The organism is Pseudoalteromonas sp. ATL1 (genome assembly GCF_058933015.1).
On the sequence record NZ_JBZYXL010000002.1, the window covers coordinates 480637 to 494027 of the forward strand.

At 41.0% G+C, this 13391-nt stretch carries 10 protein-coding genes and 1 pseudogene; 1 reads left to right on the forward strand and 10 read right to left on the reverse strand.

The genetic code is table 11. The annotated features are described in order from the left end of the window. Positions 1-108: 108 nt before the first annotated feature. From AC5FX4_RS20290 to AC5FX4_RS20325, 8 genes and pseudogenes are all read right to left on the reverse strand, one after another. A complete protein-coding gene (locus tag AC5FX4_RS20290) occupies positions 109-672 on the reverse strand; it encodes a lipid-binding SYLF domain-containing protein (RefSeq protein WP_493608231.1) in 564 nt (187 codons plus the stop codon). A gap of 252 nt (positions 673-924) precedes the next feature. After that, positions 925-3102 (reverse strand): winged helix-turn-helix domain-containing protein, encoded by a 2178-nt coding sequence (locus AC5FX4_RS20295; RefSeq protein ID WP_493608232.1) that lies wholly within the window; start codon positions 3100-3102, stop codon positions 925-927. A 453-nt stretch (positions 3103-3555) separates the two neighbouring features. Beyond that, a pseudogene (locus tag AC5FX4_RS20300) lies at positions 3556-3839 on the reverse strand (transposase family protein); the annotation flags it as partial. Between the two features lie 76 nt (positions 3840-3915). After that, positions 3916-4548: a LysE family translocator gene (locus AC5FX4_RS20305; RefSeq protein WP_493608233.1), complete on the reverse strand. Its 633-nt coding sequence runs from the start codon at positions 4546-4548 to the stop codon at positions 3916-3918. 118 nt (positions 4549-4666) lie between these two features. Beyond that, positions 4667-5512 carry a DMT family transporter gene (locus AC5FX4_RS20310; protein WP_493608234.1) on the reverse strand — a complete coding sequence of 282 codons (846 nt, stop codon included), beginning with the start codon at positions 5510-5512 and terminating at the stop codon, positions 4667-4669. Continuing rightward, positions 5506-5964 (reverse strand): GNAT family N-acetyltransferase, encoded by a 459-nt coding sequence (locus tag AC5FX4_RS20315; RefSeq protein WP_493608235.1) that lies wholly within the window; start codon positions 5962-5964, stop codon positions 5506-5508. The genes AC5FX4_RS20310 and AC5FX4_RS20315 overlap by 7 nt, the downstream gene beginning before the upstream one ends. Before the next feature lie 71 nt (positions 5965-6035). After that, positions 6036-6599: a Crp/Fnr family transcriptional regulator gene (locus AC5FX4_RS20320; protein WP_493608236.1), complete on the reverse strand. Its 564-nt coding sequence runs from the start codon at positions 6597-6599 to the stop codon at positions 6036-6038. 110 nt (positions 6600-6709) lie between these two features. Further along, positions 6710-8887, reverse strand: a complete 2178-nt coding sequence (locus AC5FX4_RS20325; protein WP_493608237.1) for a winged helix-turn-helix domain-containing protein — start codon at positions 8885-8887, stop codon at positions 6710-6712. Positions 8888-9295: 408 nt separating this feature from the next. Here AC5FX4_RS20325 and AC5FX4_RS20330 point away from each other — a divergent pair, with 408 nt between their 5' ends. Then, positions 9296-10663 carry a zinc metalloprotease gene (locus AC5FX4_RS20330; protein ID WP_493608238.1) on the forward strand — a complete coding sequence of 456 codons (1368 nt, stop codon included), beginning with the start codon at positions 9296-9298 and terminating at the stop codon, positions 10661-10663. Between the two features lie 64 nt (positions 10664-10727). Here the strand turns inward: AC5FX4_RS20330 and AC5FX4_RS20335 are convergent, their stop codons facing one another. Together AC5FX4_RS20335 and AC5FX4_RS20340 are read right to left on the reverse strand one after the other, a co-directional pair. After that, positions 10728-11540: a hypothetical protein gene (locus AC5FX4_RS20335; protein WP_493608239.1), complete on the reverse strand. Its 813-nt coding sequence runs from the start codon at positions 11538-11540 to the stop codon at positions 10728-10730. 241 nt (positions 11541-11781) lie between these two features. Further along, positions 11782-13239, reverse strand: a complete 1458-nt coding sequence (locus AC5FX4_RS20340; protein ID WP_493608240.1) for a glycosyl hydrolase family 18 protein — start codon at positions 13237-13239, stop codon at positions 11782-11784. Positions 13240-13391 lie beyond the last annotated feature (152 nt).

The following is a 13391-nucleotide window of genomic DNA, read 5'->3' on the forward strand; positions in this document are numbered from 1 at the left end:
CCTCTCACGCTAACAATCAATATGTTTTGCTCATACATGCAGGAATTGTTACTTGTTCGTGTCGCACCAACGCTATATGGTTGGCGCGTAAAACGTTACGTGTCCACCTTAGTTGAGCTCATCATCAACCCAAAATTTGGTTCCCTTTAACACGGCTTGGAGCGCCAAACCTGTTTCTGTTAAAGAGTATACCGTTACATCGTCTACAACAGCCTCTGCAGCCACCGCCCCACCTTGATGCTTATGCTTTGCCGCAGCGTCAGCATTACCGCCAAATGCCCAACCGTGCTCAATAAATCGTGCTAAGGCCTCTTGTGTATGAAACACCATCACAACACTAAAATCTTTCGCGCCAATACCTAACCCAAGGCCAGCTTCAGCCATATTCATGTAGGTCCTAGTTCCAGTCTGACGATTGACCGCAACACCATAACCACCACCAAAACTTGCGAAAATCACATTCACATTCGCATTGTCAAATACGGCATAGCCCACTGAACTAGCAATCTGTTGTTTTACATCTGGTTTTTGTGCATATAACTTACCTAAAACAGTAGCCCGCATATCTTCTACAGCGGCTCTTTTTTGCGCAACCGACTCGCCACTTGAACTTGCACATCCGCCTAGCAAAACCATCACAGTCACCACTATGCCCAATACGAGATTTTTCATTGTTTTTACTCCGTTTCTAGGATCGTCTATATGAGTTGTAGTTTAAAATGGCTCGACTGGCCAATACCTGAATGAATTTGTAGGAAAATTGTAAAAGCACGTAAAAAAAAGGCCGCTTGCGCGGCCAACATCATGGGTAATCATGAAGGGATAAGTGTGAAAACAAGTTTAGTGTACAGAGTGGATTAATAAATTAAAACCACATTATTACGCACTAATAACTCGAAAAAACCGAACATTTATCAGTTCCGTTTAACCTTTTTCACATACACCGTGCAATTGTTTATTGAGTAAGTTAATACGAGGCTGTAGCTCAACCATTCTGGCCCTTGCTTGCGATTTTGCTTGTGTGACATTGTTGGTGTTCGCTACTTGAGATAACAGTGGGAATGCCCCCCAACTTAGACACGTAGCTGGACTTTTGTTACACCCTTGGATCAACGCTTGCTCCGCTTTTCTCATATCGCCATAGAGTACAAAAAAGCTTGCGAGTACCAGATTGGTTAGCGCAATTTCATCCGCAGGCATGGCTAGTGCAGCATTTTCATGCTGCGACAACAGTCGTCCTTGTTTCTCTATTGAAAGTGACTCTACTTGAACTCGTGTGACAACATTGGCCACATCCAAGAGCGCTTCCTGGCTGAACCTAGAGAGCGATTTCCCCATTTGTGAATAAAACGGCATCGCTTGTTGTTTGTCACCGAGCGCTAAATAAGCCGTGGCGTTTAAGAAAAGCGCTTCAAACAAACTGTCGCCACCTAGTATGTCTGGCGCGTAGGATTGATACCACTGTGGGTACTCTGTTAGGTTTTTCTCATAGGCATGTTTAGAGAAAGCTAACCATGGCAGCCGCCAATCTCTGGGAGGTAATTGGCTCGTCCAATATTCACTTTCTTTAAAATTACCCAGAACTACATTAAGTAGCGCCATGGTGCCAGTAAAATCATCATTGCAACTCATTGCTGCTTGTCGCTCACTCAACAGCGTGAAAACATGTTCAAAGTCACCTTGCATCATGAACCAATTCACAAAAACAAAATCTATACTGGTAGAAAGATATGGTTGGCTTCGGAGCGTAGTTTGATACTGGCGTAATTCTTCATTACGAGGGCTATAAAGCAGCTCTTGAAAATAAAAATAGGCATTGTCTTCAAACTCTGGTTCGTGCTTATACACCTTCTCAAAGTGCTTTAAAGCGCGGTCATTTTCATCCAATTCAATATGCAGGAGTCCTTGGATAAAAGTCAGGAAATGGTCTTGTTCCAATTTTTCAAGCAATTGAAAAGCAATATGTCCATTATCATTATTCGCCAAGTACAAAGCAGCCGCAATCAAAGAGTAATTACTCTGATGATACCGAGCTAATAAGAAGTTTACACCAGCCTGGAGTTTGTCATCCTCAATAAATTCAACTCGATAAAACGCCAGCAACGCATTAACAAAGGCATGCTTTGCGCGCGCTTGTTGCTCATTTAAACTACTTGTGTCAATTTCAAGTCGCAAATTCACAATCGCATTTTTGATATTTTCACTTTCCGATAATGCGGCTAAAGCCTTTAATTCTTTACTCCCTCGCACTAGTTCGGCTAGTCCTGAATTACCCTGACGAAGCATCGGAGTGGTAAATTGACTCGCAATGTTAGAAAAGACTTTATGTGTGTCAAATTTAATCAGCGGTTGATATTCAATGTGAATAAGTCTTGAAGGTTGCCCCATCATGACCAAAGCGAGTACCGCATCTTTTTCTGGGAGGTACTTAATGACTAACTTGGGCTGATTACCTAGGTCATTCACCGTTTCTAAAAAAGTATTGTTTTGCGCTGAAATCACATCAGAGATGTTGAGTGCGCTGATCAATTTTTTCTGAAGCTCCGCTAGTTTTTTTTCGTTGGTGTGTGTGCCGGAGTCAATCATTACAAGATAGGGCGCACTAGTCGCACTTTCTTGGCTCGAAACCAGTGAGTGTGTTTGCTTGAAATGAACCCATAAATATGCACATATGGCGACTAGGCTGGTAATGATTAAAATAAGCACTAATTTAGAAATTGACACCGTGTTGTGTGGTGCTTTTTCTATGCCATGAGATACCGAGCTTGGTGATTTATCTTGGCTCGATCCATGGGCTAACTGACTAACTTGTGCAATAAGTTGATAACCAAATCGCGGGACCGTTTTAATGTAAGCCTGCTCTTCACCACCTTCAAGCGCAAGCCGTAAATTACGAACCGTCTGATAAACAAGGTTATCCGTTGTGTATTCCGTATTCCAAACTTGCTTCTTTATTTCTGAAATAGAGACAACTTCATCAGACTTTAATACCAATAGCTGAAGTAGTTTAAATGCGGTAGGACTGAGTTCGATTTCATTTTCTCCTTCGAGAATGCTAAATCGCTTTTCATTTAAAACCCATTTTCCAACTTTAAATTGCACACCAAGTACCTTTTGTTAAAACTTACACTCGCGCCTGACTTTAATCGCGTCGCATGCCTATGCAGGTCCCTCTATCATTACCAAAAATCCAGTCGCACGTTATATCACAACTTTTTAGAGCCTTACACCATACTACGACAAACGGACTAGAACTCAGACCAGCCTTCCACGCCCATCGCTTACGAATGGTGTATAAATGCCACTTCCCCAGTCACAGCTTAAACACGTCTTCTCAAAACTAACTATCCCCCTTTTTTTTAAAATAAATAATCATATTTATCAAAATCTTACTAATTCATTAAGAAAACTCAGGACTATTTAGTTTGCAACTAAACCAAAGTCAGTAATTTAAAGCAGGTGTTACTCACCTTAAACTAGAGGCGGAGTATACTTTGATTACTTATAAACCAAAGAATACCTGTGCCCTAAATTTGTCGTTCCAGTCGCGGTTTGTTGCTGCTCGTTGACCCAGTTTAACAGAGCTTCCAGCAGTGATTCTGCCACCACAGATTTGAGGATCCGAGCGATGGTATGCTCTTTGGGATCTCGTTTTTAAATGGCCGATACTGTCGCAACCAATCTTCCTTCGACTCGCCGTAGAGCTTGATATATTGTCAACTTTCAGCTCCTGCCATGATGGCACTAATAACAAGGAAAATGACATCAACTAAGTCGCGCTTTTTGTTAATATCAGAGCGAGTTTCTTCTACAACTGTAAGGTGTTCAAGCAGGCTCATTGGTTGCGCCTAGCAATGGAATTGGCGCTATTTGATCATAAATTAGCTAAAAGTGCGATCCCACCCTAGTTAACAGTTACAAAAATGCTAATCTGATCGCAAATAACAGCAATAATGAGCCTAATACCGTCTCGATTAAATTAACATTACGACTTAGTTTGTTCCTCAAAATATCAGACGAAAATATCACACCAACAAGTACAAACCACAAAGCATTAACAAAACACATCCATCCCCCGTAATACATTTGGATTTGGAGTGGAGTATTGATGCTCACAACACTTGTCATTACAGCAACAAAGAATAAAGTAGCTTTTGGATTTGTTGCGTTTGTCATAAAACCAAGCCAAAAAGCTTGATTTAAAGACTGAGGGGAACTGTCGGCATTCTCTACCTTAAAATTCATAAGATTACTTTTATTAGAAAAAATACAGTTAAATCCAATAAAAATTAGATAACCTACTCCTAACACTTTCATTAGTAATATTATTTCAGGGGTAGACTGAATAATGGCACTTAACCCTAACAAAGTATAAATTACATGAACAGATAGACCGCTACCTATACCTAAAGCTGTAAAAACAGAATGTAAGCGCCCGAATCTAATACTTTGTCTAATTGTTACAACAAAATCAGGTCCAGGCACTATCACTGCAATAAAATGAATTAATGCCAAAGCTAAAAATTCTTGAAAATATTCACCATTCATATACTGAACTCCAATTTTAAATTCTTTCTTAAGCTTTCTTCACCCACCTCAGGACGTGGGGGGAGTTAAATTTTCAGAGTATTAGCTCTGCAATTTTAATTTAGGTTGAACATTCTGCTTATTTTCTTTGATGTCCTAATATCATAGGCAGCACGATTAACAAAATGCCGACAAGCGTGAGCTCGTCAGGGTATTCTTCGAACCAGACAACACCAAACAAAGTAACAAATATAAGCCCGGAATATTCAGCCAAAGCAATGTGTGAGGTTACTGCACGTTTATAAGCAGATATAGCGCTCGCATGATACCCCATTGTGAAAAACGCACTGGCGGCAATTAATGCGAAATCAAAATAGGACAACGGTTGCCAAAAAAAGGCAGAAAGTACACCTGAAAATGGCAGTGAAAGAAGGCTTGTCCAAAAAAGAGTTATAGAGACAGGCTCCCCTCGTGGTAATTTCTTAACCAGTAAATTGTAAAGCGCAAGTGTAAAAGCACACCCTAATGCAAATATGGCTGCCCAGTGAAATTGCGAAGGCCGTAAAATGACTATGACACCAGTAAAACCAATTAATGTGGTAACCACTTTATCTGTAGTCGTTTTTTCACCGAAAAACCAGACCGATAATGGCAGCATAATAAGTGGTGCTGTGTAAAATATTGCATTTGCTGTTGTTAAAGGGAGATATGTAAGTGCAACCATTAAACACCCACTTCCTGCCAGCATTAAGTGAGACCTTAACAAGGTTACCTTAACATTTCCCAGTTTTCGTTTATTAACGGGAGCTTTAAGCCAAAATGGCAGTAAAAATAAGACACACAGCCACTGACGGATAAACACATATTGAATTGGAGAAGCACCACCATTTAGAAGTTTTACAGCGACATCGGATAAAGACGCTGACAAATTGCCCGCGGTCAGAAAAACAATAGCAACTGTAACGACATGATTGCGATTCAACATAACTTGACTAGCCTCATATTAAGATGAGGAATATTGTCTTCTAGATATATCTCAGAGATGGGCTTAAAATCATATGCTTCATAAAATTTCAAAAGGTACGCTTGAGCTCCAATATCAATACTCTGATTTGGCCATAATTGCTGGCAGTAGTTTAAAGTTGTAGAGATTAACTCTTTGCCTAACCCACAGCCACGAGAGGATAGCTCAATAGCGACGCGTCCAAAACTGACATTATTAAAAGAAGTACCAGGGCTCAAAAGACGTGAGTATGCAACTAATCGTCCATGTTGATATCCAAGTAAATGATATGTACCTTCAGCGCGGTCATTATTATCGAGTTCGGCATAAGGGCAAGTTTGTTCGACAACAAACACATCGACCCTAAGCTTTAAAAGCTCGTAAAGTTGTTCAGTGGAAAGTTGGGAAAAAGTGAGACACACCCAGTTCATCATTGCTCTCAGCATCACAAATTAAATTATGTGAGAACTTTAGCGTGTATAACTTGATACCGCGTTAACCTTTGTTAAGATTGCAGACGTTTTTTAATTCTACTTAAGCTGATCGGAGTCACTCCAATATAAGACGCTATTTGATAGTCCGATAAACGAGCTTCTAGATCGTGAAATCTTTTACAGAATAATTTGTAACGCTGCTCAGGGCTATTTAACAACATAAAGCGCTCTTTGTTTTCTTTGTATAGTAATTGGCTTTCAACAAGATGTAGATAAAACGGGTGGCATAGCTCTCGCAATTTTTGGACCTTAGTGATAGGTAACTTAATCAACTGGCTAGGTGCCAAAGTTTCGATTAAATATAACGCAGGCTCCTGTTGAATTAAGCTTTCAAAATTAATCGCACAGTCTCCTGTCCAATAAAATTCTTTGCTGAATCTCTTGCCATCAACAGTAAGATAACAAGCATGACACAAGCCTTCGAGCATGAAATATAAGTTTTCTACTTTATCACCTTGATGAACTATTGTTGTTCCAGTCGTCAACTCAATAAACTCTGACCCTTGGCTGAACGTTTTAGCTTCATCTGCTTTAAAACCATGTTGATGTAAAAAATTAATAAAGATTTGCTTCATAGTACCTTTTTGCGTGTGTTTACTTGCCATTATAATTATTACTTTAGGACTATCAATAACCTTGATAGGAACTCTAGCGCTGTCAAGCCTAGCTCTGGACCGTTGTATACTTAGTCTTTCTCACATACACCGTGCAATTGTTTATTGAGTAAGTTAATACGAGGCTGTAGCTCAACCATTCTGGCCCTTGCTTGCGATTTTGCTTGTGCGACATTGTTGGTGTTCGCTACTTGAGATAACAGTGGGAATGCCCCCCAACTTAGACACGTAGCTGGACTTTTGTTACACCCTTGGATCAACGCTTGCTCCGCTTTTCTCATATCGCCATAGAGTACAAAAAAGCTTGCGAGTACCAGATTGGTTAGCGCAATTTCATCCGCAGGCATGGCTAGTGCAGCATTTTCATGCTGCGACAACAGTCGTCCTTGTTTCTCTATTGAAAGTGACTCTACTTGAACTCGTGTGACAACATTGGCCACATCCAAGAGCGCTTCCTGGCTGAACCTAGAGAGCGATTTCCCCATTTGTGAATAAAACGGCATCGCTTGTTGTTTGTCACCGAGCGCTAAATAAGCCGTGGCGTTTAAGAAAAGCGCTTCAAACAAACTGTCGCCACCTAGTATGTCTGGCGCGTAGGATTGATACCACTGTGGGTACTCTGTTAGGTTTTTCTCATAGGCATGTTTAGAGAAAGCTAACCATGGCAGCCGCCAATCTCTGGGAGGTAATTGGCTCGTCCAATATTCACTTTCTTTAAAATTACCCAGAACTACATTAAGTAGCGCCATGGTGCCAGTAAAATCATCATTGCAACTCATTGCTGCTTGTCGCTCACTCAACAGCGTGAAAACATGTTCAAAGTCACCTTGCATCATGAACCAATTCACAAAAACAAAATCTATACTGGTAGAAAGATATGGTTGGCTTCGGAGCGTAGTTTGATACTGGCGTAATTCTTCATTACGAGGGCTATAAAGCAGCTCTTGAAAATAAAAATAGGCATTGTCTTCAAACTCTGGTTCGTGCTTATACACCTTCTCAAAGTGCTTTAAAGCGCGGTCATTTTCATCCAATTCAATATGCAGGAGTCCTTGGATAAAAGTCAGGAAATGGTCTTGTTCCAATTTTTCAAGCAATTGAAAAGCAATATGTCCATTATCATTATTCGCCAAGTACAAAGCAGCCGCAATCAAAGAGTAATTACTCTGATGATACCGAGCTAATAAGAAGTTTACACCAGCCTGGAGTTTGTCATCCTCAATAAATTCAACTCGATAAAACGCCAGCAACGCATTAACAAAGGCATGCTTTGCGCGCGCTTGTTGCTCATTTAAACTACTTGTGTCAATTTCAAGTCGCAAATTCACAATCGCATTTTTGATATTTTCACTTTCCGATAATGCGGCTAAAGCCTTTAATTCTTTACTCCCTCGCACTAGTTCGGCTAGTCCTGAATTACCCTGACGAAGCATCGGAGTGGTAAATTGACTCGCGATGTTAGAAAAGACTTTATGTGTGTCAAATTTAATCAGCGGTTGATATTCAATGTGAATAAGTCTTGAAGGTTGCCCCATCATGACCAAAGCGAGTACCGCATCTTTTTCTGGGAGGTACTTAATGACTAACTTGGGCTGATTACCTAGGTCATTCACCGTTTCTAAAAAAGTATTGTTTTGCGCTGAAATCACATCAGAGATGTTGAGTGCGCTGATCAATTTTTTCTGAAGCTCCGCTAGTTTTTTTTCGTTGGTGTGTGTGCCGGAGTCAATCATTACAAGATAGGGCGCACTAGTCGCACTTTCTTGGCTCGAAACCAGTGAGTGTGTTTGCTTGAAATGAACCCATAAATATGCACATATGGCGACTAGGCTGGTAATGATTAAAATAAGCACTAATTTAGAAATTGACACCGTGTTGTGTGGTGCTTTTTCTATGCCATGAGATACCGAGCTTGGTGATTTATCTTGGCTCGATCCATGGGCTAACTGACTAACTTGTGCAATAAGTTGATAACCAAATCGCGGGACCGTTTTAATGTAAGCCTGCTCTTCACCACCTTCAAGCGCAAGCCGTAAATTACGAACCGTCTGATAAACAAGGTTATCCGTTGTGTATTCCGTATTCCAAACTTGCTTCTTTATTTCTGAAATAGAGACAACTTCATCAGACTTTAATACCAATAGCTGAAGTAGTTTAAATGCGGTAGGACTGAGTTCGATTTCATTTTCTCCTTCGAGAATGCTAAATCGCTTTTCATTTAAAACCCATTTTCCAACTTTAAATTGCACACCAAGTACCTTTTGTTAAAACTTACACTCGCGCCTGACTTTAATCGCGTCGCATGCCTATGCAGGTCCCTCTATCATTACCAAAAATCCAGTCGCACGTTATATCACAACTTTTTAGAGTCTTACACCATACTAGGACAAATGGACTAGAACTCAGACCAGCCATTAACATATCAACTACAAAAGGATAATGTTAAAGTAGCCTGTTAAGGCCCTCATCAACACTTATTACCCATGTAATTTCCGCATAAATGCCCACAATTGAAGTCTCGAAATCAATAAATAAGTTTATTTATCATTAGCCTAGTTGCTCCAATAAGAAAAACTCAGAACTATTTAGTTTGAAATATAGCCAAAGTTGGTAGCTTTAGCTGCAACGTTACACACCTTATCAATAGGATTATTATCATGAATATCACGCGTCTTGTTCCAATCGCTGCATTGAGCGTAATGACGTTAGGATGCTCTGGCGGCTCATCAAACAATGAAAGCACTGCACAGCAGTCTCAGCCAATAAAAAGTGTCGCGCCTTCTTTGACACAAATCTCAATAGAGGTAGACGAGCAAGGGATGTCTGTCACGCCCAATGCACTTAACCTAAAAGCAGGGGAAAGTGGAGAATTCAGCATAACGCTGACTCAAGGCTATAAAGTCGAGTCCATCAATGGATGTGACGCGACATACAATCAAGAGAGCGGAAAAATTAACGTTACTGCGCCTGAAAAGTCGTGCTCGATTAACGTAACGGCAAAAGAACAAATGATGATCCCTGTTACCAGCTCTGTCTTAGGATTTGGTTCTCTACCCTCTCTACCACAAAGTGTAGAACAAGGTAGTCGTTTTGATATTATTGCAAAACCCCAATCTGATCATATTTTGGATAAGGTTACAGGCTGCGGTGCCACAGTGGACAATAGAGGTAACTGGCGTGTTCTGTCGGCCCAATCACCCTGCCATATTGAAGCAACATTTACATCAAACTTTGCGGCATCGAGCGAGTTTGCCGAGCCTATTCGATTACCGATTGTTATACACGTAATTGAAAACGACAATGTATCTATCAGCGATGAACTCGCTCGCAGTCATGTCGAGCTGCTGAATATGCACTTTAGACGTTCGAAATTGCTCGCGGACTTTGACTTTCTGATAGACAGAAGTTCACCTGAGCACACACCTATGCCAGACAAAGATAGACAGTATATCGCTGATACCGGCATCACATTTTATTTAGCGACAAATACGCCTGACGGCGCGCCAAGTACGGGTATTAATCGTGTTTCTGCTAATCAAGCTCTGACTGAACAAGCAATGAAATCATCAATGTGGGATGCAAATAAAGTGATTAATGTATGGGTTGGCGAAAAACCAGCATCAGTCATAGATCAAGAAGCTATCTATCATCTCACAGCGACTAGCGAGCCAAATTCGCTTGCTGGAATCGCCATCGACCACCGCAAGTTTTCTGATTTTTCTAATCGACGTTTTGATGCAAAACTCGGTAAAACGTTGACACATAGCATGGGTCATTACCTGGGCTTAATTGGTCATATCGCTCAAGGACCAGAAAACGGCCATCGCAACTTACCCTGTGACGGCGTGCTCCAACCAAGTCCTGAATGTACTAACAAAGAACTATTATTCAATTACATGCGTGATAGCCAAGTCGCGGATGAAAACAAGCGTATGTTTTCTATCAGCCAAGCGAACCTGATGAGACAACACATTCAAAATGGTCCTCTTCAGGCGCTTTATTATAATGTGCGCGATAAACAGTAATGTGATTTAAACATCCGAGCCTTTAGACTGCGCTTTTATGTCTAGGCTCGAATGTTTACTTGTACTATGTTGAACTATAACGAAGCGATTTCTGCTGCATATCCAGATTGGTTACCGATACCACCCGTGGTAAGTGGATCACGATACTTTGCGACGCAATGTATAGTATCCAATTGATTTCTCTTGCTAGTGGAAAAAAGCCAGCGCCATTGTTACCAAATATCCAAAACGCACCAATAATGGCATCTGCAATCGTGGCTAAAGCGAGACCTATAGCTAGTAACCAGACGCCGATATATCTTCGCCCAAAAGGACTCAGCAGCATTAACACAGCGGCACATGCAGGCAATGAAATTAGCAGGCTATAAGCAAAAGAAAGAGAGATAACGTACCGACCACTGCCGTGAATAACCATATTGCTATAACAAAGCGCAGCGACAATAAATGCCATCAAAGCAGCAAAAGTAATAACGCGAGGGGAATAAATACACAGTAATACTTTTGCAACTGCAACGAGTAATAAAGCATATCCTGGTGCAAAAAATAAAATTGAGTCAATTAAATAATCATGCTTAACCACATTTGAGTGGGCATAGAAAGTTTGACTCAAATTAAAATTAACGATATCGCCAAACATGCACACAGTTATTGATAGCGTGCATAGCCACGCTAATTTATAAATCTCGCTATCATGCTTAAATTGATTTTTAATTAACAGGCTGTTAGCCAACAACAAAGCTAATGTGCTTAGTTCAAAAGCTAAAATGACCACACGTTCATCTGGGTGAGTTATGGACCAAAATCCAAGCATTCCACCAAAGGCATCAATGCATGCAATGAACATTGCAATGGCAGAAATGAGTACATATCGATTCAACGCAAAATATCCTTATGCTTTTTATTGTTTTTAATCTAATTGATGTGGTGCTCTTAAACTTGTGATTAGCTAACCTCGCTATCAATACCTTGTCGCTCAAGTAAAATGTAGCAATCAAAGGCATACAAAAAGTTGCAGTACACCGATACTAAGTCAACTTAACACCAAAGTCACAAAGAGTTATATGCATCTGTTGCTTATTCAAGAAAATAGCCCGGTAACCTCGGGCTAATTTTGCTCTCTACTGGCAGGGGCTAATAAAACGCCAAACTTGCCATGGACCGGAGTATTGTTCTGGATGATGGTTTTTCGAATACCACTTAGCTTCATACAAACCATTGTCGACATAAACACGGTCGCCTTGGCGGTAAACTTCATCGGCTTGCCAGCTTTCTATCCCTTTACATGCACCAACGCCATCATCAGGATCTGATTGACCAAGCCACTGATTACCCACGCCATAATTCATGGCACTCAAAATATCACCATTGTCTTGCGCATATTCCCACGCAAATATGCCGCCTAAATGGTGCGTTAACACATAGTTGGCTTTACTGATCACGCTTGCAGGGTGATCAAAACCAACAAAAGCTTTGTCACTGTCTCGCCATGCATAGTGGCAATCGCAGTCTGCATCATAATGGATGCTAAAACCATTAATACCCTGACCGTTGGCACCAATCACTTCATTGACTATGCGCTTATAGGTACCAACGCCCTCTTCATCCCATGACTGAACAGCTTTTGGAAATAAACCAGTTGCGCGTCCACCAATGTGTGTGCCCGATGCGCTTAAGCTCACGCCATCAAAACCACGAGCATATTTCGCCACCCCCACCACCAGCTTACTCGCTGGTACACTTCTATCGAGCAGGTTTTGCACACCTTGTTTTACGCCGTGTGGCACGCTATTCGCGCCATGGCCATCTAAGGCAGTATGATGACCTATGTTACTTCTAGACCAGCCACCAAAAAAGTCGTAAGTCATTAAAAATATATGATCGAGGTAAGGCGCTGCACGCTCATAATCAATATTCTTCACGTTATTTTTGTGCGTTCCAATTGCACTGGTAATGACATACTCTCGTCCTAATTCGCTTTCAAGTACATCGAATGCCGCTCTTAAATCTTGCATGAGATCGGCATAGTGACCACCTTCCTCTATGGTGCTTGGCCACTCCCAATCAATATCGATACCATCAAAAGCGCGATGTGTTTTAAGGTAACTGACCACTGACTGGACAAATACTTGCCTCGACTGTGCATTTTTCGCCATGGGTGCAAAAGTGCCTGAGCCGCCCCAACCTCCCACCGAAGGTAGTATTTTTAAATGTGGATACTTTTGCTTTAATTGTAAAAACTTAGGCGCAAACTGTTTATCTATCGTGGTGCTGTCTTCCGCTAATTGAAAGTCAGCCTTGTTCGCGCATACACTCGCATCATTTGGCCTTTCCCCTGGCCCACAAGCGCGCAAAAATGCATACAAAACATGCGTTAAGTTATCACCCGGCACATCATCTATGATGCTGGGATTAGACCAATTGGCAATGTAAGTGCCCACGACTTTGTTGCTGGTTTGCTTAAATTTTTGATGCGTCCCCGTAAAGTATGAATAATCTGTTTTTGCACAAGCGGAGGCTGTGACAGACAGAAATATCATACTCAATAGGTTAGCCCGTTTACTGTTTGGTAATTTCATCAGAGTCCCTCTACCTAGTTGTATCATCGCACATAACCTTAGTTTGTTATGTGCCGCTTTGTTGTATATCTGCGGTGCGATCAATACTTCATATATTTAAATAAGATACCACCGCAAAATATATTGTATGCAATTATTGGAATTAAGCCATA